Here is a 20,822-nt window from a genome sequence, read left to right as displayed (position 1 = left end):
AAGAGGGCTGGTAGGCAGGGTCCATGACGACCGAATTGCGGGTGCTTGACGCCGAGCAGTGGGACGACTGGTACGGGATGTTGGAGCGCGCCTTCGGAGGCCCTGCCGAGTCCCGGGACGAACGGGCGCTGTGGCGGGAGCTGACCGATTGCGAACGGTCGCTCGCGGCATGGGACGGGGACGAGATCGCCGGCACCGCGGGGGCGTTCTCGTTCCGGCTGTCGGTGCCGGGCGGCGCGCTCGTGCCGGCGGCGGGCGTGACGATGGTGAGCGTGCAGCCGACGCACCGCCGGCGCGGGGTGCTGACGTCGATGATGCGCAGACAGCTGGACGATGTGCGCGCGGCGGGCGAGCCGTTGGCGGTGCTCACCGCCTCGGAGCCGGCGATCTACGGCCGCTTCGGCTACGGGCAGGCCACGGACCAGATGCGGCTGGAGATCGACACCAACCGCGTCCGGCTGAACCTGCCCGCCGGGACCGACCGGGTCCGGCTGCGGATCGTGGCCCCCGCCGCGGCACGCGAGGTGTGCGAGACGGTCTACGCGCAGCGGGTCGCCGCCCGGCCGGGGATGCTCGCCCGGCAACCGGGCTGGGACCGGCTGCCGTTGCTCGACCCGAAGTCGAACCGGGACGGCGCCGGCGAGCTGCTGTGTGTGCTCGCCGAGGTGGACGGCGAGGTGCGCGGCTACGCGCGGTACGCGGTGCGGCCCATCTGGAGCCCGGCGACCGGGCCCGACGGCGCGGTGCTGCTGCGCGACGTCGAGGCGCTCGACCCGGTGGCCTACGCGGCGCTGTGGAACTTCCTGTTCGGGCTCGACCTGACGTCCTCGGTACGGATCCGCAACCGGCCGGCCGACGACCCGGTGCTCCACCTGGTCTCCGACGTCCGCCGGTGCGGCATCGGGCTCCGCGACGGGCTGTTCGTCCGGACGGTGGACGTCGGGGCGGCCCTGGAGGCACGGACGTACGCGGCTCCGGTCGACGTGGTGCTCGATGTCGAGGACGCGTTCTGTCCGTGGAACGCCGGGCGCTGGCGGCTGGCGGGCGACGCGAAGGGGGCGACGTGCGCGCGGACCGGCGACGCGGCGGATCTGGCGCTCTCGGCGCGGGAGTTGGGGGCGGCGTATCTGGGCGGCTTCTCGCTCGGCGCCCTGGCGGCGGCGGGGCGGGTGACGGAGTTGCGGCCCGGCGCGCTGGCCGAGGCGTCGGCGGCGTTCGGTTCCGACGTCAAGCCGTGGTTGCCGCACGGGTTCTGAGCGTGCGTGGCGGCACCGGACACTCACCAGAGGCAAAAAAGTGACGGAGAGTGTCGAACTCACTGCACTCGGACACGCATAGTTACCTTTGTCACACCGGCGCCGGGAACGCATGGGACGGCTGAGCAAGTCTCATACGTAGAGCCGTAGTTGGGCACGTGTGCCGGACACCGCCCGGCCCGGAGTGACAGAGGAGAAGCCATGAGAGCATTCGCGCTGTTTCATGCCCGGCCGACCACCCCGGACGCCTTCACCACCCTGTACACCTACGACTGCGCGCAGCAGCTCAACGTCCTGCCCGACGGACGACCCGTCATCAGTGACCCCGTGATGCTGCTCGCCACCGGCTCCACCACGTCCACCGCCGGCTCCAAGACCCACTTCGACGACTGAGCCCCAGACGCCCATGACCGTCCTGATCCTGACCGTCCCGGAGGACGTGACAGCGGACCTGGTGGTGGCAGCCCTGCACGAGCGCGCGGTGCCGGTGGTGCGACTGGACCCGGCCGGACTGCCCGGCGAGGTCTCCATGTCCGCCGAGTACATAAGCGGCGACGTGCACGGCTTCCTGTCCGTACAGGGGCGCCTGGTGAGCATGAACAGCCTGCGCTCGGTGTGGATCCGGCGCCCCGGCACCCCGGGCGCGGATGCGACCCGGCGCTCCGAGCAGCCGGAGTGGCTGACCACCGAGGCGGAGCGGGCCCTGTACGGGGCACTGCGCTGTGTGCCCGCACCGTGGATGAACCATCCGGGCGCCGCCGAGCAGGCCCGCTACAAGCCCTGGCAGCTCTTCGCCGCGCACCGCGCGGGCTTCGCCGTGCCCGCCACCCTGATCACGACATTTCCGCAGGCCGCCCGGAAGTTCGCCGAGCAGCACCCGGAGCTGGTGGTCAAGTCCGTCTCCGGCACCCATCCGGGGAACCCGCCCATGGTGCTGCCGACCACGGTGGTCCCGCCGGACCCCGACTTCTCATCGGTCTCGGCGGGCCCCACCCTGCTCCAGGAGTACGTGCGCAAGACCGCCGACATCAGGCTGACCTGCGTGGGGGTCCGGCAGTTCGCCGCCGCCAAGAAGGCGGGCCCGGACCAGGTGGACGGCCGCTTCGGCAGCCCCGAGGACGCGCAGTGGTACCCGGTCGAACCGCCCGCGCGGATCGCGCGGGCGGTCCGGGACTACATGGACGAGGCCGGACTTGCCTACGGTGCCTTCGACTTCGCGGAGGACTGCGACGGCACCTGGTGGTTCCTGGAGTGCAACCAGTCGGGCCAGTTCGGCTTCGTCGAGCTGGCGACCGGTCAGCCCATCACCGCGGCGATCGCCGACTGGCTCGCCCGTGACGGGACCTGAGCCCCTTCCGCGCCGGCTCAGGACTCCCCGATCGCCCACCGTGAGCCGTAGGAGCAGTGCCGGAGGCGGGCGGTTCCAGGGCGTGTTGCGAAAGTCCCGCCTGGCCCACGACGCCTGGCACGCGCCCTAGCCTGCCGCCGAAGGCCCCTGGCAGTGCGGGCACCAGAACAGGTTTCTCGCTGCCAGGCCCGCCGTGCGGATCTCTCCGCCGCAGATCAGACAGGGCTGCCCGGTGCGGCGGTAGACGTAGACCTCGCCGCCGTGGTCGTCCTGGCGGGGCGGGCGGCCCATCGCTTCGGGCTCGTGTTCCGGGCGGACGGTGTCGATGCGGTTGTTGCGGACGCCTTCGCGCATGAGGGCTGCCAGGTCGGTCCACATCGCGTCCCATTGGGCGCGGGTGATGTCGCGGCCGGGGCGGTAGGGGTCGATGCCGTGGCGGAAGAGGACTTCGGCCCGGTAGACGTTTCCCACTCCGGCGATGATCTTCTGGTCCATCAGGAGTGCCGCGATAGTGGTGCGGCTGCGCGTGATGCGGTGCCATGCCTTGGCCGGGTCGTCCGCCGGGCGCAGCGGGTCCGGGCCGAGGCGGGCGTGTATCGCGTGCTTCTCGCCGTCGGTGATCAGCGCGCAGGTGGTGGGGCCGCGCAGGTCGGCGTACGAGTCCGGGTTGGCGAGCCGCAGCCGGACGGTGTCGGTGGGCGGTGGGGCCTTGCCGTCGCCGAAGCCGAGTTTGCCGAACAGGCCCAGGTGGATGTGGACCCAGCCCGTCCCGTCGAAGCCGAGGAACAGGTGCTTGCCGTGCGCGTCGACGCGGTCGAGGACCGCGCCGTCCAGCAGCGCGGCGCTGTCGGAGAACTTGCCCTGGGGGCTGCTCGCCCGCACAGGACGGCCGCCGAACCTCTCGAAGTGGTCGGCGGCCAGCCGGTGGATCGTGTGCCCTTCGGGCATGGTGCGGTCAGCCCTGCGGGTGGTGGGCCGGGATCGGGGGGAGCTCACCGGTGTTCTCGTACGCGGTGAGCATGTCGATACGGCGGGTGTGCCGCTCCTCGCCGGAGTACGGGGTGGCGAGGAAGATCTCGACGAACTTGGTCGCCTCGTCCTCGGTGTGCATCCGGCCGCCGATGCTGATCACGTTGGCGTCGTTGTGCTCACGGCCGAGGGCGGCGGTCTGCTCGCTCCAGGCGAGTGCGGCGCGGACGCCCTTGACCTTGTTCGCGGCGATCTGCTCGCCGTTGCCGGAGCCACCGATGACGATGCCGAGGCTGCCGGGGTCGGCGGCGGTGCTCGCCGCGGCCCGCAGGCAGAACGGCGGGTAGTCGTCCTGGGCGTCATAGATGTGCGGACCGCAGTCCGTCACCTCGTGGTTGTTGGCCTTGAGCCACTCGACGAGGTGGTTCTTGAGTTCGAAGCCGGCATGGTCGGAGCCGAGATACACGCGCATACGGACGAGTGTGGCATGTCCGGAGGCGGGCAGAGGTCAGGGGGGCGTCGGGCGCGCTTGAGGGTTATTTGAGGTTAAAACAACGAATTGGCCTCAGCTGTCCTCCGCTGTTCCGTAAGTGGTCGTTCCGGGTATTGGATGCGACCCCATGAGCTCACTTCCCCCCTCAGTCGTGACCGACGCCCCCCAACAGGAAGACAGGACTCCACAGCAGTCGTCCGGCCTCCAGGCCGGACTCAAGAACCGTCATCTGTCGATGATCGCGATCGGCGGTGTCATCGGCGCCGGCCTGTTCGTCGGCTCCGGTTCCGGTATCGCGGCGGCAGGCCCGGGCATCCTGCTCTCGTACGCCCTTGTCGGCACGATGGTCGTGTTCGTCATGCGGATGCTGGGCGAGATGGCGGTGGCCAACCCCACGTCCGGCTCGTTCTCCGCCTACGCGGACCGGGCACTCGGCCGCTGGGCCGGGTTCTCCATCGGCTGGCTCTACTGGTTCTTCTGGGTCGTGGTGCTGGCGGTCGAGGCGACGGCCGGCGCGACGATCCTGCACGGCTGGGTGTCCTCGGTCCCGCAGTGGGCCTGGGCGCTGATCGTGATGGCGGTGCTGACCGCGACCAACCTGGTCTCCGTCGGCTCGTACGGCGAGTTCGAGTTCTGGTTCGCCGGGATCAAGGTCGTCGCCATCGCCGCGTTCATCGTTCTCGGCGGGCTCGCCGCCTTCGGCATCCTGCCGGGCTCCGACCACGAAGCGGTCGGTATGGCGAACCTCACCGGGCACGGCGGCTTCCTGCCGAACGGGCCCGGCGCGATCCTCACCGGTGTGCTGATGGTGGTGTTCTCGTTCATGGGCAGCGAGATCGTCACCCTCGCGGCGGGCGAGTCCCAGAACCCGCGCAAGGCGATCACCAAGGCGACCAACAGCGTCATCTGGCGCGTCGGCGTCTTCTACCTGGGCTCGATCCTCATCGTGGTCTCCCTGCTGAAGTGGGACGACCCGGCGATCACCAAGAAGGGCTCGTACGTCGCGGCCCTGGACTCCATAGGTATCGCGCACGCCGGCGAGATCATGAACGTCATCGTGCTGACGGCCGTGCTGTCCTGCCTCAACTCCGGCCTGTACACCGCGTCCCGGATGGCCTTCTCGCTCGGGCAGCGCGGCGACGCGCCGGCGCAGTTCGCGCGCACCAGCAAGGGCGGGGTGCCGCGGAACGCGATCCTGGGGTCGGTGCTGTTCGGCTTCGTCGCGGTCTTCTTCAACTACGAGTGGCCGGACACCGTCTTCAAGTTCCTGCTCAACTCGTCCGGCGCGGTCGCGCTGTTCGTCTGGCTGGTCATCTGCTTCTCGCAGCTGAAGATGCGCCGCATCATCGAGCGGGAGGAACCGGAGAAGCTCATTGTGCGGATGTGGCTCTTCCCGTACCTGACGTGGGCGACGATCGGCATGATCTCGTTCGTGCTCGTCTACATGCTCACCGACAAGGACGGCCGCCCGCAGGTGCTGCTGTCGCTGCTGGTGGCGGCCGTGGTCATCGCGATCTCGCTGGTCCGTGAGCGGATGCAGCGCGACCGCAAGGACGCTGTCGTCGGCTCGTAGCCGTGGAACGACGGCGGCCCGGTCCCTGAGGGGCCGGGCCGCCGTGCTGTCCGCGGTCAGCCGCGGCGGCCCACCAGCTGCCAGGCGGCGGGCAGCACGCCCATCGCGAGCGCGGCCTTGAGGGCGTCACCGAGCAGGTACGGCGTCAGGCCGAGCGAAACGGCCTTGCCGAAGGAGAGATGGGCGGCCAGCGCCAGGTACGGCACGCCGACCGCGTAGATGATCACGCTGCCGAGCACCATGGCACCGGCCGTCCGCAGCACGGTGCGGTCCGCACCGCGGCGGGCGAGCGCGCCGACGGCGGCCGAGGCGAGCAGCATTCCGAGGATGTAGCCGAAGCTCGGCATGGCGGAGCCCGACGAACCCTCCGCGAACCACGGCATGCCAGCGACACCCGCGACGGCGTACAGCGCCAGGGCCGCGAATCCGCGGCGGGCGCCGAGCGCGGTGCCGACCAGCAGCGCGGCGAAGGTCTGGCCGGTGACCGGGACCGGGGAGCCGGGGACCGGCACCGAGAGCTGCGCGGCCAGACCGGTGAGCGCGGCGCCGCCGAGCACCAGCGCCACGTCGCGCACCCGGGCCCGGGCGGCGGAGGACGCGGGGAGCAGATCGGCGAGGACCGTGCCGGTCCGGGTGTCAGAGACAACAGCGGTGCTCATCGGGACTCCGTGGGTGAGAGGTCGGCCGGGCCGGGTTCGTACAGGTGACGCCGCGACGCTAGCGCAGCGGACAACCCAAGATCACCGTCGGCAGACGACAAAGGCACGCTCGGCGTCTTGGAGGTTCCCTGCACCGGCCAGCTTTCGCCGCCGCGCTTGCGTTTCGCTTGTTTCAGCAGGTCACGTGATGCTCGTCACGGTCGGCGCGGGAGACCCCGCCCGACGCCGACGGGTTTTGCGGAGCGTGCCCGGGCACGGGGACACTGTGGGGTCCCACCAAAGCCCACCGATTCTTCCACCGTCCCCCCTCCCCCGATCCTGTGAGAGTTCGAGCACCGTGCACGAGATACCGCCCCCCGCCGAGCCGTTGTCGGCCGGGCTGAAGCAGCGCCATCTGACCATGCTCGGCCTGGGCGGGGTGATCGGTGCGGGGCTGTTCGTCGGCTCGGGCGCCGGGATCGCGGTCGCCGGGCCGGGGATCGTCGTCTCGTATCTGATCGCGGGTCTGCTCGCGATGCTGGTGATGCGGATGCTCGGCGAGATGTCGGCCGCGATGCCCGCCTCCGGGTCCTTCTCGGTGCACGCGGAACGGGCCTTCGGCCGCTGGGCCGGTTTCACGGTGGGCTGGCTGTACTGGCTGCTGCTGGTCGTGGTGCTGGCGGTGGAGGCGACCGGCGCGGCGAAGATCGCGAACGGCTGGCTGCCGTCGGTGCCGACCTGGGCGTGGGTGCTGCTGTTCATGGTGGTGTTCACCGCCGCGAACCTCGCCGCCGTAGGCAACTTCGGCGAGTTCGAGTTCTGGTTCGCGGCCCTCAAGGTCGGCGCGATCGTGCTCTTCCTGGTGCTCGGCCTGCTGGCGGTCCTCGGGCTGCTGCCCGACACCGACCCGGTGGGCATGGCCAACCTCAGCGGCCACGGCGGCTTCCTGCCGAACGGCTGGGACGGGGTGGTCTCCGGGGTGCTCGCGGTCGTCTTCGCGTTCGGCGGCCTGGAGGTCGTGACCATCGCGGCGGCCGAGTCGGACGATCCGGCGCGCGCGGTGGGGCGCGCGGTTCGCAGTGCGGTGTGGCGGATCCTGCTCTTCTACATGGGCTCGATGCTCGTCATCGTGACCCTGCTGCCGTGGAAATCCGTCGTGCCCGGGCAGAGCCCGTACGTCGCGGTGCTGGACCGGATCGGCATTCCCGGGGCAGCGCAGATCATGAACATCGTGGTGTTCGTCGCGCTGCTGTCGGCGCTCAACGCCAATCTGTACGGCTCGTCACGGATGATCTTCTCGCTCGCCGAACGGGGCGAGGCGCCGGCCGCGCTGACGAAGGTCTCGCGCGGCGGGGTGCCGCGCCTGGCGGTGCTGGCGTCCGTCGCGTTCGGCTTCGCGTCGGTGCTGCTCAATCTGAAGTGGCCGGACTCGGTCTTCCAGTACCTGCTCAACGCGGTGGGCGCGGTGCTGCTCGTGGTGTGGAGCCTGATCGCCGCGTCGCAGCTGCGGTTGCGGCGGCGGCTGGAGCGCGCGGCGCCGGGGGCGCTCACCCTGCGGATGTGGTGCTTCCCCTGGCTGAGCTGGGCGGCACTGGCGGGGATGGCCGCGGTCCTGGTGCTGATGCTGACCGACGACGCGGCGCGCCCGCAGGTGCTGTGGTCGGCGGGGGCGACGGGCGTGGTGCTCGCGGTGGCGCTCGGACGGGAGTGGCGGGACCGCCGGGACCGCCTGCGGAACCCGGGCCGACAGGGCCGGTAGGGGCACCCGGGCCGGGCCCACTTCTGCTGCTAGCGTGCACTTGCATACGACTTGCAATAACCTAGCGGCCGGAGGAACTCGCGCATGCCCACGTACACGCTTCCTGAACTGCCCTACGACTACGCCTCGCTGGAGCCCGTGATCAGCGGCGAGATCATCGAGCTGCACCACGACAAGCACCACGCGGCGTACGTGAAGGGCGCGAACGACACCCTCGACCAGCTCGCCGAGGCCCGTGACAAGGAGCAGTGGGGCGGCATCAACGGGCTGGAGAAGAGCTTCGCCTTCCATCTCTCCGGCCACATCCTGCACAGCATCTACTGGTCGAACATGTCCGGTGACGGCGGCGGCGAGCCGCTGGACAAGGACGGCACGGGGCAGCTCGCGGACGCCCTCGCGGAGAACTTCGGCGGGTTCGACCGCTTCAAGGCCCAGCTCTCCAAGGCCGCGGCCACCACGCAGGGCTCCGGCTGGGGCGTGCTGGCGTACGAGCCGCTCAGCGAGCGGCTGATCGTCGAGCAGATCTACGACCACCAGGGGAACGTCGGCCAGGGCAGCGTTCCGCTGCTCGTCTTCGACGCCTGGGAGCACGCGTTCTATCTTCAGTACCGCAACCAGAAGGTCGACTTCGTCGAGGCGATGTGGCGCGTCGTGAACTGGCAGGACGTCCAGGCGCGGTTCGCCGCCGCCAAGGAGCGGACGAGCGGTCTGCTGCTGGCGCCGTAGGGCGCCCCGAAGGCCGAAGGCCCCCGCGCGGTGGTGTCGCGCGGGGGCCTTCACCCTGTGCTGCCGAACCCTCTCCCGCAGACCTGCGTCAGCGGGGTTCGATGAGGTCCCAGCGGTTGCCGTACAGGTCCTGGAAGACCACGACGGAACCGTAGGCCTCGTGCCGGGGCTCCTCCTCGAAGACGACGCCGGCCGCGACCATGTGCTTGTAGTCGCGGTCGAAGTCGTCGGTGTTCAGGAACAGCCCGACCCGGCCGCCGGTCTGGCCGCCGATCCGCGCCTCCTGCTCGGGCGTCGAGGCGCGCGCCAGGAGCAGTCCCGTCCCCTGTCCCCGCGACCCGCGAGGATCCACGATCACCCAGCGGCTGCCGTCGTCACGCGCGGTGTCCTCGCGCAGCTCGAAACCGAGAGCGCCGGTGTAGAAGGCGATGGCCTCGTCGTAGTCGCGGACGACGAGGGTCACCAGTCCGAGGTGCGGCATCAGTCGAAGATCGGCCCGGCGGTCCGGGTGCGCTTGATCTCGTAGAAGCCGGGGGTGGAGGCCACCAGCAGCGTGCCGTCCCAGAGCCGGGCCGCGGCCTCGCCCTTGGGGGCGGGGGTGACGACCGGGCCGAAGAAGGCGACCTGCTCGCCGTCTGCGCCGGGAACGGCGATGACCGGGGTGCCGACGTCCTGGCCGACCTTGTCGATGCCTTCCTGGTGGGAGGCGCGCACCTCGGCGTCGTAGGTGTCCTTGTCGGCGTAGTCGATCAGGTCCGCCGGGAGGCCGGCGTCCTCCAGCGCCCCCACGATCGCCTCCAGGGTCGCGCCCTCGCCGCGGTTGTGGAAGCGGGTGCCGAGCGCGGTGTAGAGCTTTCCGACGACCTCGTCACCGAACTTCTGCTGGGCCGCGACGACCACGCGCACCGGCCGCCAGCCCTTCGGGCCGAGCAGCTCGCGGTACTGCTCGGGCAGCTCGTCGAGCTTGGGCTCGTTGAGGACGGCCAGGCTCATGACGTGCCAGCGGACCTCGACCGGCCGGACCTTCTCGACCTCCAGCATCCAGCGCGAGGTCATCCACGCCCAGGGGCACAGCGGGTCGAACCAGAAGTCGACGGGGGTCTTCTCGGCTGTGGTCACTTCTTCTTCTCCTCAGGAACAGAAACAACACGGCACGGGACTGCTCGTACCTCGGAAACCTCGGGATCGGGGGCGGCATTCCCGCCTGTCGCCCATTGGTGCGGCGTGGGAGTATGCGAATCGATCGACGATGCTGACAAAGGAGTCATCAGTGCCCGGTGAGAACCTGTCCCGCGACGAGGCCCGCGAACGCGCGCGGATCCTTTCGGTCGACGGATACGAGGTCGCGCTCGACCTGCGGTCGGCCACCCGGCCCGACGAGGACACGTTCCGCTCGGTGACCACGATCCGCTTCCGGTCCGCGCAGCCGGGCGCGGCCACCTTCGTGGATCTGCTGGCACCGTCCGTCGAGTCCGTGGTGCTGAACGGACGGGAGCTGGACCCGGCGGCCGTGTTCGACGGGACGCGGGTCGCCCTGGACGGCCTCGAAGCCGAGAACGTCCTCACCATCGACGCGCGGTGCGCGTACAGCCGCACCGGCGAGGGGCTGCACCGGTTCGCCGACCCGGAGGACGGCGAGACGTATCTGTACACGCAGTACGAGCCGGCCGACGCCCGCCGGGTCTTCGCCAACTTCGAGCAGCCGGATCTCAAGGCGCCCTTCACCTTCTCGGTGACCGCGCCCGCGCACTGGACCGTACTGAGCAACGAGGCTCAGGCCGGCCCCGCGCGGGACGCCGACCCCTCCTCGGCGACCTGGGACTTCGCGCCCACCAAGCCGATCTCGACGTACATCACGGCTGTCGTCGCCGGGCCGTACCACCTGGTGCGCGACCACTACTCGCGGACCTTCGACGACGGCACCGTGCTGGACATCCCGCTCGGCGCGCTGTGCCGGGCCTCGCTCGCGCCGCACTTCGACGCGGACGACATCTTCACCGTCACCAAGCAGGGCCTGGACTTCTTCCACGACACCTTCGACTACCCGTACCCCTTCGGGAAGTACGACCAGGCATTCGTGCCCGAGTACAACATCGGCGCGATGGAGAACCCGGGCTGTGTCACGTTCCGCGAGGAGTTCGTGTTCCGCGGCAAGGTGACGCAGGCGGCGTACGAGGGCCGGGCCAACGTCATCCTGCACGAGATGGCGCACATGTGGTTCGGCGACCTGGTCACCATGCAGTGGTGGGACGACCTGTGGCTCAAGGAGTCGTTCGCCGACTTCATGGGCGCGTACTCGCAGGCCGAGGCGACCCGCTTCAAGGACAGCTGGATCACCTTCGCCAACCGCCGCAAGGCGTGGGCGTACCGGGCCGACCAGCTGCCCTCGACGCACCCCGTCACCGCGGACATCCACGACCTGCAGGACGCCAAGCTCAACTTCGACGGCATCACGTACGCCAAGGGCGCGTCCGTGCTGAAGCAGCTCGTCGCCTATGTCGGCTCGGACGCCTTCCTGGAGGCGGCCAGGCGCTACTTCAAGCGGCACGCGTACGGGAACACCACGCTGGCGGACCTGCTGGCGGTGCTGGAGGAGACCTCGGGCCGGGACATGGCGCAGTGGTCCCGCGCCTGGCTGCAGACCGCCGGGGTGAACTCGCTGACGCCGGAGGCCGTGTACGACGCCGAGGACCGGATCACCCGGCTGTCCGTGCTGCAGACCGCCGCCGCGTCGCACCCCGAGCTGCGGCCGCACCGCGTCGCCGTCGGCCTGTACCGGCGGGCCGCGGGCGGTGCGCTGGAGCGCTACGCCCGCGCCGAGACCGATGTCACGGGGTCCCGCACCATCGTGACGGAGCTGGCCGGCGCCGAGCGGCCCGATCTGATCCTGGTCAACGACGAGGACCTGACGTACTGCAAGATCCGCTTCGACCCGGACTCCCTCGACACCCTGCGCAAGCACCTGGGCGACCTGTCCGACCCCATGGCGCGGGCGCTGGCCTGGTCGGCGGTGTGGAACATGACCCGGGACGCGCTGATGCCGGCCCGTGACTACCTCGGGCTCGTGCTGCGGTTCGCCGGACAGGAGTCCGACATCGGGGTGCTGCAGTCGCTGCACCAGCAGGCGCAGACCGCGCTGCACCAGTACGCGTCGCCGAAGTGGCGCGCCGAGGGCGCCAAGGCGCTGGCCGACGGGGCGCTGACCGAGCTGCGGCAGGCCGAGCCGGGCAGCGGGCACCAGCTCGCCTGGGCACGCTTCTTCGCCTCGGTGGCGTCGTCGGCGGCCGATCTCCAGCTGCTGAGCGGGCTGCTCGAAGGCAGCGCCAAGATCGACGGTCTGGAGGTCGACCAGGAGCTGCGCTGGTCGTTCCTGGAGCCGCTGGCCGCCGCGGGCGAGGTCGACGAGGCCGTGATCGCGGCCGAACTGGCGCGCGACGACACCGCCTCCGGGCGACGGCACCAGGTGCGCTGCCTCGCCGCCCGGCCGTCGGCCGCGGTCAAGGCACAGGTGTGGGCGTCGGTCGTGGAATCCGACACCCTCTCGAACGCGCTGGTCGAGGCGAGCATCGCCGGGTTCGACCAGCCGGGCCAGGAGGAGCTGCTCGCGCCCTACGCCGACCGGTACTTCGCCGTGATCGAGCGGATCTGGTCGCAGCGTTCGATCGAGATCGGCATGGCGATCGTGCGGGGCCTCTTCCCGAGGTACCGGATCGCCCAGGAGACCGTCGACGCGGCCGGCGCCTGGCTCGACGCGCACGCGGACGCGGCGCCCGCGCTGCGCCGGCTCGTCCTGGAGGCCAGCGACGACCTGTCCCGCGCGCTGCGTGCCCAGGCGACCGACGGCTGACCCCCATCCCGGCGCACATCCCGGACCCCGCCGCGTCACCCCATCGAACGGTGACGCGGCGGGGTTCCGCCGTGTCATGGGCAGACTTCGACCGCTCGCCCACCGCACGGCTGCGGGATCGTCATCCGAATAGGTGAAAACCGCCCATCGGCATCCGAACGCCTGAACTTTAGTGCGGAGTTGTCCCGGTTTGTCGACGGCTGTGTAACAGCGGTTAGCGGGCGGTCCGGCGGCGGAACCAACCCGACATGAACCACAACGCACCGCACACCCCGCGCCCCCTGGACCACCTCTCCCGCACCCAGCAAAGGATCTTGACGACACGTCAGCTGCGCGAGCACGGCGTGACCGCGAGCACCCTGGCGGAACGCTGCCGGCCCGGCGGCCCGTGGCAGCAGCTGCTGCCGCAGGTGTTCCTGCTGCACGCCGGACCGCCCACCAGTGACGAACGGCTGCGGGCGGCGCTGCTGTACGCGGGCTGCGAGCCGGGCGGCACGGGCGGTCCGGGCGACGGCGAGGCGATGGTCACCGGGCTGGCGGCGCTGGCCCTGCACCGGTTCTCCTCGGTGCCGCCGCTGCTGGGGATCGACCGGATCGACGTCCTGGTGCCGCGCCAGCGGCGGCTGCGGGACGCCGGGGACGTGGCGATCCACCGGGCGCACACGCTGCCCCGGCCGCAGCAGGTGACCGGACTGCCGTGCGCCCCGGTGCCGCGTGCGCTCGCCGACGCGGTGGCGGACCTCGACGACGCCGAAACCGTACGGCGGCTGCTGACCGAGGCGGTGCGCGGCGGGCACTGCGAAGCCGCCGCGGTGGTCCGGGAGCTGAGCCGGGCCCGGCTGCTGTCCCGGCCGCACGTGGTGGACGCGGTGGACGCGCTGCTGGCGGAGGGACGGGCGCTCGCCGAGGGCCGGCTGTACGAGATGGTGACCTGCTACGGCCTGCCGGACCCGGTGTGGCACGTCGATCTGCGGCTGCCCGGCGGGCCGTCGCTGGGCGGCGTGGACGCGTACTGGCCGGAGCACGCGGTGGCGCTGGAGATCGACGCGCGCGGACCCCGCCAGGACGACGACGCCCTGTGGTCGCAGTACGCGCAGAAGCGCGAGCACCTGGAGGGACTCGGCATCACCGTCGTCCACCTCACCCCGAAGAAACTGCGGGACGCTCTCGAGCAGCAGGCGACCGTCGTGCGCACCGCGCTGATGGCTTCGTCGGACCGGACTCCGGCCGCTTACGTGGTCGTGACCCCGAGTTGACCGGCGCTTTACTCCTTTACGCGTGCTTTGCCGGTCATGGCGTATGGCGGAAATACGTCATGTCCACATCCTGCCTCGGACAACTCTCCACAAACACCGGTCGCTTACGTGACTCTTAGCGGTCAACCGGCACCGTTTTCCGAACAAGGATGCCCATGCCTCTCGATCACATACGCGCCAAGAGACGCGTGGCCCGCGTCGCGCTCGCCGCGGGCCTGGTGGCCGCACTGGCCGCGACCGGGTCCGCCACCGCGTTCGCCGACAACACCCCCAGCGGCACTCCGACCGGCGGCCCCGCTTCCGCCCCGGTCAAGGCTTCCACCGACAAGCTCGGTTCTGCCGACGCGGAGCTCCTGGCCAAGGCCAAGTCCGACGGCGACAAGACCGTGACGATGATGATCGCCACCGCTCCCGGCACCACCAAGCAGGTCGTCGACCAGCTCGGTGCCTCCGGTGCCTCGGTGGGGAGCACCTACGACAAGCTCGGCTACGTGCGGGCGACCGTCCCGACCGCCAAGGCGGACGCGGCGATCGCCAAGGCGCAGAAGCTGACCTCGGTCCACGGCATCGACCTCAAGCAGGAGATCGCGCTCGACGACCCGACGCCCGTGGCGGACACCGCCAAGGGCGCGAAGGCCAAGGGCAAGGCCGCAGCGAAGACCTACCCCGGTCCCAGCGCGAGCACCCCGGTGAAGAACCCGTACCAGCCCGCTTTCGAGACCGGCGCGGTGGACTTCGTCAAGAACCAGCCCAAGGCCGACGGCCGCGGCGTGACCATCGGCATCCTGGACTCCGGTGTCGACCTCGGTCACCCGGCGCTGCAGAAGACCACCACCGGCGAGCGCAAGATCGTCGACTGGGTCACCGCGACCGACCCGATAACCGACGGCGACGCCACCTGGCGCCGCATGACGGCAGCGGTCTCCGGCCCCACCTTCACCATCGCGGGCCGCACCTGGACCGCGCCGGCCGGTTCGTACATGTTCAACACGTTCTCCGAGGCCGCGACGGTCGGCGGCGACATGGCGGGCGACCTCAACCGTGACGGCGACACCACCGATGTCTGGGGCGTGCTCTACGACGCCGCCGCCGGCACCGTGCGCGTCGACCTGAACAACAACGGTGACTTCAGCGACGACGAGGCGCTCAAGCCGTACAAGAACGGCTTCCAGATCGCGCACTTCGGGACGGACAACCCGGCGACCGCCATCTCAGAGTCGATCCCGTTCGTCGTCCAGATCCGCAAGGACGTCCCGACGGACCCGTACGGCGGCGACTGGGTCGGCAAGAAGGCCGACTTCGTCAACATCGGCCTCGTCCAGTCCGAGCACGGCACCCACGTCGCGGGCATCACCTCCGCGAACGGCCTGTTCGGCGGCAAGATGAGCGGTGCGGCTCCCGGCGCGAAGATCGTCTCCTCGCGCGCCTGCACCTGGAGCGGCGGCTGCACCAACGTCGCGCTCACCGAGGGCATGATCGACCTCGTCGTGAACCACGGCGTGGACATCGTCAACATGTCCATCGGCGGCCTGCCCGCGCTGAACGACGCCAACAACGCGCGCGCCGAGCTGTACACGCGCCTCATCGACACCTACGGCGTCCAGCTGGTCATCTCGGCCGGCAACAGCGGCCCGGGTGCCAACACCATCGGTGACCCCGGCCTGGCCGACAAGGTCCTGAGCGTCGGTGCGTCGATCTCCAAGGACACCTGGGCGGCCAACTACGGCTCGCAGGTGGACAAGGCGTACCAGATGATGCCGTTCTCCTCGCGCGGCCCGCGTGAGGACGGTGGCTTCACGCCGACCATCACCGCGCCCGGCGCGTCGATCAACACGGTCCCGACCTGGGAGGCCGGCAGCCCGGTCGCCGAGGCCGGCTACAGCCTGCCGCCCGGCTACGCGATGCTGCAGGGCACCTCGATGGCCTCCCCGCAGGCCGCGGGGGCCAGCGCACTGCTGATCTCCGCCGCGAAGCAGAAGAACATCGCCCTGAACCCGGCCGCCCTGCGGACCGCGCTGACGAGCTCCGCGAAGCACATCGCGGGCACGCAGGCGTACGAAGAGGGCTCCGGTCTGATCGACATCAACGGCGCCTGGAACCTGATCAAGGCGGGTGTCTCGGCCAACGAGTACACCGTCAAGGCTCCGGTCGACACCGCGCTGTCGGCGTTCCTGAAGACCCCGGGCTTCGGCACCGGCATCTACGACCGGGAGGGCGGCCTCAAGACCGGCCAGACCCGGACGTACGACGTCACGATCACCCGCACCACCGGCTCCGACCGTCCGGTCAAGCACGCGCTGGCGCTGGTGAACAACGACGGCACCTTCAAGCTCGCCGGCAGCAGCGAGGTCTCGCTGCCGCTGAACGTGCCGGTCACCGTCAAGGTCACCGCGAAGGCGAAGACCACCGGTCTGCACAGCGTCATCCTGACCGTGGACGACAAGCGCACCAAGGGCACCGACCAGCAGATCCTGGCCACCGTCGTGGTCTCGAAGCCGCTGGCCAAGCCCGCCTTCTCCACCAAGGAGTCGGGCGTGGTGCAGCGCAACAGCACCACCTCGTACTTCCTGAACGTGCCGGCCGGCGCCAAGTCCCTGGAGATCGCCCTCGGCGGCATCCAGGCGACCAGCCAGACCCGGTTCATCGCGATCAACCCGTACGGCGTTCCGATGGACGACACGTCCACCCCGTCGTGCTACCTCAACTACGTGAACCCGAACAACAAGTGCCGTCCGGACCTGCGGTCGTACACCGACCCGCTGCCGGGCGTCTGGGAGATCGAGGTCGAGGCGCGCCGTACCTCGCCGCTGCTGAACAACCCGTACGCCGTCACGGCGTCGGTGCTGGGTGTGTCCTTCGACCCGGCCGTGCAGACCCTCGACGAGGCCACGGTCGGTACCCCCGCCGCGGTCAACTGGAAGGTCACCAACGGCTTCGCCGCCCTTGACGGCAAGCTGAAGGGCGGCGCCCTCGGCTCCGCGCTGACCGCCCGCCCGACCATCGCGCAGGGCGAGACGAAGGAGACGACGCTGGTCGTCGGCCCCGGCGCCTCCCGGCTCGACGTGGCGATCGGTTCCACCTCGGACACCGGCGCCGACCTCGACCTCGAGGTCTACCTCGGTTCCACCAAGGTCGGTTCGTCCGCGGACGGCGACTCCGAGGAAGCGGTCAGCGTCGCCAACCCGGCGGCCGGTACGTACACCGTCGTCGTGACCGGCTACTCGGTCCCGGCGGGCACCACGGAGTACAACTACAAGGACGTGTACTTCGCCGCCTCGCTCGGCCAGGTCAAGGTCGACGAGACCAAGACCGTCTCGCTGGCGAACGGCGCCTCGGCGTCCTTCTCCGCGCAGGTCGTGGCCGCGTCCCCAGCCCCCGAAGGACGTCAGTTCTTCGGTGAGGTGCAGCTGCTGAACTCCCGCGGCACCATCGCCGGAACCGGCAGCGTCATCATCAAGAAGGTCACCGGCTGACCGCCGGCTGATCAGCTGTAGAACCGCCTCGGGGCGGGTGCTCCCACGAGCACCCGCCCCGTCGTGTTCCCCGGCGTCCGCTACTCGCGGCCCGCGCCCGCCTCGATCGGGCGGGTGCGGAGCAGCGCCCGGGCCGGCAGGCCGGTGGCGGCCAGGCCCAGCAGGAGCACACCGCCGGCGATGGCGGCCGCCACGGTGGGCGGTACGTAGGGGGCGCCGCCGGTCAGCCCGCGGGCGATCGGGCTGAGCGTCGCCCAGGCGATGGCCGTTCCGATCACCAGCCCCGCGGTGCCGACGAGCAGCGCCTCCCAGCGCATCATCCCGAGCACCTGGCGGCGGGTGGTGCCCGCCAGCCGCAGCAGGGCGACCTCGCGGCGCCGGTCGAGGACCGTCATGACCAGGGTGTTGGCGGCAGCGACGGCGGCGAACCCGCCGAGCACCGCGGCCATCACGCGGTTGGCCCAGGCGTTGAGCTCCAGGTCCTTGTCGACCTGGGCGGTGTAGCCGGCCCGGTCGGTGACCGCGACGCCGGGGGCGTCGAGCCGCTGCAGCGCACTCGCGACGGCGGCCCGGTCGGCGCCCTCCATGTCACGGACCAGCACCTGGCTGTCGTACGCGACCGACACATGTCCGGCGACCGCGGCGCGCGGCATCAGTACCTCGCCGAGGCCCAGACCGCGCTCATAGAGGGCGACGACCCGGGGGTGCACCGTTGTGCCGTCGCCGAGCCGCAGTTCCATACGGTCGCCGACCGAGACCTTGGCGGTGTCGGCGAGCAGGCTGTTCAGCGCGACGGTGTCGTTCGCCGCCAGCCCGGTCAGCGAGCCCTCCTTGACGCCGACGTCGAGCACCTTGGCCAGGTCGGCCGGGTTCCCGGAGACCCCCAGCGTGGAGGCGCCGATGAAGGAGCCGGCCGAGCGGTAGAGGACCCCGGTGCGCAGGACGCCGACGGCCGCGTCCACGCCCTTCACCCGCGCCGCCTCGGCGGCGGTCGTGGACGGCAGTCCCGCGCCGGTGCCGCTGACGATCTGGTCGGCGACCACGCCGTCGCGCACCTGCTCCGCGGAGACGTGCTTGATGGTGCTCTGCATGAAGACCAACGTGCCGCAGAAGGCGATGACCAGCACGATCGGGGTGATCGCGGAGGCCAGCCGGCGGGAGTTGGCACGGGCGTTGGCGGCGGCGAGCGCAGCGGGCGCGGCCCCCGCTCGCAGCGGCAGTCCGAGGACGGTGGCGGCGAGCCAGGCGACGACGGGTCCGAGCAGCGCGACGCTGAGCATGAAGAGCATCACGACGCCGAGCGCGATGTTGGCCGCGTCCTCCCCCGTGGCGTGGGCCGCGAGCGACGCCGTGACGATGCCGCCGGCGAGGGCCGCCACGCCGAGCACCGTACGGACGGGCCCGGGGCGTCCCCGCTCCACCGCCGCCTCGCCCAGCGCCTGGCTGGGCCGGGCCTTGGAGGGCCGGCGGGCGGCCAGATAACCGGCGACGAGCGAGCCGAGCAGGCCCGCGCCGACCGCGCTGACCATGGGGATCCAGCCGGTGGAAACCTCCAGTCCGGCAGGCACCGCGCCGCGGTCGGCGAGCTGGCCGAACCACCAGTGGGCGAGCGCCAGTCCCGGCAGGATGCCGGCCGCGCCGGCGAGCGGGGCGACGATCATCGCCTCGGTGGCGACGGTGCGGCGGATCTGCCGTGGGGTCGCGCCGATCGCCCGCAGCAGGGCGATCTCCCGGCTGCGCTGGCCGATGGCGAGGGCGACGGTGCCCATGACGACGAAGATCGCGGTCATGGCGGCGATGCCGCCGAAGGAGCCGCCCAGTCCCACCAGCATCTCCTTGCCCCCCGCGAGTTCGGGGTGTTCGACCTCACCGCGGTCGTCCCCGGTCTGCACCAGGGCGTGCCCGCCGACGGCGTGCTCGACCTGTCCGGCGAGCTGCTCGGTGCTGACACCGGTACGTGCGTAGACGGCGATGGCGTCCGCCTGACCCTGGTGGCCGGCGAGCCGGCCCGCCGCCGCGTCCTCGAACCAGGCGGTGGCGGAACCCGACCCCTCCGCCGTCAGACCGGAGATCCGGTAACCGCCGGTGCCGGCGGGCGTGACGAGGGTGACGGTGTCGCCGGTGCCGAGCTTCGCGGCGTGCGCCGTCGCGGCGTCGAGGGCGACCTCGCCCGCCGCCGGGGCGCGACCCTCGGCGAGCGGTTTCGCGGCCGGGGCGGTGCCGATCGCGGTGGCCGACCAGTCGCGGCCGGTCAGCGCCGGCAGCGCCTTGCTCTGCACGGGGAAGGCCACGTCGGGCACGGCCGCGGCGACGCCCGGTTCACGGGCGATACGGTCCGCGAGCCCGGCGTCGACGCGGGCCCGGTCGGGCAGCGGCTCGGCCTCCTCGTCGCGGTCCTCGCCGTGGCCGACGGTCATCCGGGCGTGCTGGTCGGCGGCGACGACCACCGGGGCACCGGCGTAGCGCTCGGGCGTGAGGTGCGCCACGATCCCGGTCTGCAGCAGGGTGCCGCAGGCGGTCATGATGGCGGCGGCGAAGAGCAGGGCGATGAACGTGCCGGCGAAGGACGCCGGCCGGAAGCGCACGGAGGCGCGGGCGAGACCGTTCACGCGGCGGCCCTCGCAACGCGCTCCGGGCGGCCGCCGGTGGTCAGCGCGACCATGTGGTCGGCGATCTCCGTCGGCTCCGGGCGCTCCAGGTGGCCGGCGAACGAACCGTCGGCGAGGAAGAGCACCCGGTCCGCGAAGGAGGCGGCGACCGGGTCGTGGGTGACCATGACGACGGTGGCGCCGAGCCGGTCCACGGCGTGCCGCAGCAGACCCAGCACCTCGCGGGCGGTGTTGGTGTCCAGGGCGCCGGTCGGCTCGTCGGCGAACACCACCTCGGGCGCGGTGATCAGGGCGCGGGCGATGGCCACCCGCTGCTGCTGGCCGCCGGACAGCTGTCCGGGCCGCCGGCTTCCGTACCCTTCGAGGCCGACCTGCGCGAGCAGCTGGGCCGCCCGCCGCCGGTCGGGGCGGCCTCCGGCCAGCCGCTGCGGCAGCAGCACGTTCTGCTGCACGGTGAGCGACGGCAACAGGTTGAAGGACTGGAAGATGAAGCCGATGCGGCTGCGGCGCAGCTGGGTGAGCTTGTTCTCGTTGAGACCGGTGATGTCGGCGCCGCCGAGGTGCACGGTGCCGGCCGTCGGCTTGTCGAGCCCGGCGGCGCACTGCAGGAAGGTGCTCTTGCCGGAACCGGAGGGGCCCATCACCGCGGTGAAGCTGCCCCGCGGCAGCGCCAGGTCGATGCCGCGCAGCGCGTGCACGGTGGAGTCGCCGCGGCCGTAGGTACGGCGGACCGAGCGCAGCTCGACGGCGGCACCTGAGCCCGTCCCGTTACGGCCGGGCGCGGTGTCACCGCTGGTCCGCGGCGGGTACTGCGGCGCCGCGGGGGCCGTGGGGGCGGTGCTGGAGTGCTTCGACCGGAGTCGCATGATGTCCTC

16 protein-coding genes are annotated in these 20,822 nt (G+C 71.2%); 9 read left to right on the top strand and 7 right to left on the bottom strand.

Features of this window, described 5'->3' with window-relative positions; genetic code table 11:
- The first annotated feature begins 23 nt into the window (after window positions 1-23).
- The 3 genes from C6N31_RS09010 to tgmB all read left to right on the top strand — a co-directional run bounded on the left by C6N31_RS09010 (window position 24) and on the right by tgmB (window position 2,604).
- Complete coding sequence (locus C6N31_RS09010; RefSeq protein ID WP_138357643.1) at window positions 24-1,256, top strand: GNAT family N-acetyltransferase; 1,233 nt, start codon at window positions 24-26, stop codon at window positions 1,254-1,256.
- 201 nt (window positions 1,257-1,457) lie between these two features.
- Complete coding sequence (gene tgmA, locus C6N31_RS09005; RefSeq protein ID WP_198357357.1) at window positions 1,458-1,649, top strand: putative ATP-grasp-modified RiPP; 192 nt, start codon at window positions 1,458-1,460, stop codon at window positions 1,647-1,649.
- A 13-nt stretch (window positions 1,650-1,662) separates the two neighbouring features.
- Window positions 1,663-2,604 (top strand): ATP-grasp ribosomal peptide maturase, encoded by a 942-nt coding sequence (gene tgmB, locus C6N31_RS09000; RefSeq protein WP_138357645.1) that lies wholly within the window; start codon window positions 1,663-1,665, stop codon window positions 2,602-2,604.
- A 126-nt stretch (window positions 2,605-2,730) separates the two neighbouring features.
- Here tgmB and C6N31_RS08995 read toward each other — a convergent pair whose 3' ends face one another.
- Together C6N31_RS08995 and C6N31_RS08990 are read right to left on the bottom strand one after the other, a co-directional pair.
- A complete protein-coding gene (locus tag C6N31_RS08995; RefSeq protein WP_138357646.1) occupies window positions 2,731-3,552 on the bottom strand; it encodes an Fpg/Nei family DNA glycosylase in 822 nt (273 codons plus the stop codon).
- Between the two features lie 7 nt (window positions 3,553-3,559).
- Window positions 3,560-4,045, bottom strand: a complete 486-nt coding sequence (locus tag C6N31_RS08990) for a ribose-5-phosphate isomerase (RefSeq protein ID WP_138357647.1) — start codon at window positions 4,043-4,045, stop codon at window positions 3,560-3,562.
- A 148-nt stretch (window positions 4,046-4,193) separates the two neighbouring features.
- On the opposite strand from C6N31_RS08990, the gene C6N31_RS08985 reads away from it, so the two are divergent.
- Window positions 4,194-5,639 carry an amino acid permease gene (locus C6N31_RS08985; RefSeq protein ID WP_138357648.1) on the top strand — a complete coding sequence of 482 codons (1,446 nt, stop codon included), beginning with the start codon at window positions 4,194-4,196 and terminating at the stop codon, window positions 5,637-5,639.
- Window positions 5,640-5,695: 56 nt separating this feature from the next.
- Here C6N31_RS08985 and C6N31_RS08980 read toward each other — a convergent pair whose 3' ends face one another.
- On the bottom strand, window positions 5,696-6,298 hold the full coding sequence (locus C6N31_RS08980) for a biotin transporter BioY (RefSeq protein WP_138357649.1): 603 nt from the start codon (window positions 6,296-6,298) through the stop codon (window positions 5,696-5,698).
- A 337-nt stretch (window positions 6,299-6,635) separates the two neighbouring features.
- Between C6N31_RS08980 and C6N31_RS08975 the strand changes: the two genes are divergently transcribed.
- The gene (locus C6N31_RS08975) at window positions 6,636-8,036 is read left to right on the top strand and encodes an amino acid permease (RefSeq protein ID WP_269287725.1); all 1,401 of its coding nucleotides are present in this window, start codon (window positions 6,636-6,638) and stop codon (window positions 8,034-8,036) included.
- Window positions 8,037-8,120: 84 nt separating this feature from the next.
- A complete protein-coding gene (locus C6N31_RS08970; RefSeq protein ID WP_138357651.1) occupies window positions 8,121-8,762 on the top strand; it encodes a superoxide dismutase in 642 nt (213 codons plus the stop codon).
- 88 nt (window positions 8,763-8,850) lie between these two features.
- Here the strand turns inward: C6N31_RS08970 and C6N31_RS08965 are convergent, their stop codons facing one another.
- Window positions 8,851-9,243 (bottom strand): VOC family protein, encoded by a 393-nt coding sequence (locus C6N31_RS08965; protein WP_138357652.1) that lies wholly within the window; start codon window positions 9,241-9,243, stop codon window positions 8,851-8,853.
- Entirely contained in the window at window positions 9,243-9,881 is a 639-nt protein-coding gene (locus C6N31_RS08960) for a mycothiol-dependent nitroreductase Rv2466c family protein (RefSeq protein WP_164295722.1), read from the bottom strand. Before C6N31_RS08960 ends, C6N31_RS08965 begins: the two co-directional genes overlap by 1 nt.
- 151 nt (window positions 9,882-10,032) lie before the next feature.
- Between C6N31_RS08960 and pepN the strand changes: the two genes are divergently transcribed.
- The 3 genes from pepN to C6N31_RS08945 all read left to right on the top strand — a co-directional run bounded on the left by pepN (window position 10,033) and on the right by C6N31_RS08945 (window position 17,338).
- Window positions 10,033-12,609 (top strand): aminopeptidase N, encoded by a 2,577-nt coding sequence (gene pepN / locus C6N31_RS08955; protein WP_138357654.1) that lies wholly within the window; start codon window positions 10,033-10,035, stop codon window positions 12,607-12,609.
- Between the two features lie 248 nt (window positions 12,610-12,857).
- Entirely contained in the window at window positions 12,858-13,865 is a 1,008-nt protein-coding gene (locus tag C6N31_RS08950) for a hypothetical protein (RefSeq protein ID WP_138357655.1), read from the top strand.
- A 155-nt stretch (window positions 13,866-14,020) separates the two neighbouring features.
- Complete coding sequence (locus tag C6N31_RS08945) at window positions 14,021-17,338, top strand: S8 family serine peptidase (RefSeq protein ID WP_232484966.1); 3,318 nt, start codon at window positions 14,021-14,023, stop codon at window positions 17,336-17,338.
- 80 nt (window positions 17,339-17,418) lie between these two features.
- On the opposite strand, the gene C6N31_RS08940 is transcribed toward C6N31_RS08945, so the two are convergent.
- Complete coding sequence (locus tag C6N31_RS08940; RefSeq protein ID WP_269287722.1) at window positions 17,419-19,947, bottom strand: FtsX-like permease family protein; 2,529 nt, start codon at window positions 19,945-19,947, stop codon at window positions 17,419-17,421.
- Window positions 19,944-20,813, bottom strand: a complete 870-nt coding sequence (locus tag C6N31_RS08935) for an ABC transporter ATP-binding protein (protein ID WP_138357657.1) — start codon at window positions 20,811-20,813, stop codon at window positions 19,944-19,946. The genes C6N31_RS08940 and C6N31_RS08935 overlap by 4 nt, the downstream gene beginning before the upstream one ends.
- Between the last annotated feature and the right edge of the window lie 9 nt (window positions 20,814-20,822).

The sequence above is a fragment of the Streptomyces fildesensis genome, assembly GCF_016107395.1.
GTDB lineage: Bacteria > Actinomycetota > Actinomycetes > Streptomycetales > Streptomycetaceae > Actinacidiphila > Actinacidiphila fildesensis.
The sequence above is the reverse complement of the archived record's forward strand: the minus strand, read 5'-3'. Positions and strand labels throughout refer to the sequence as shown.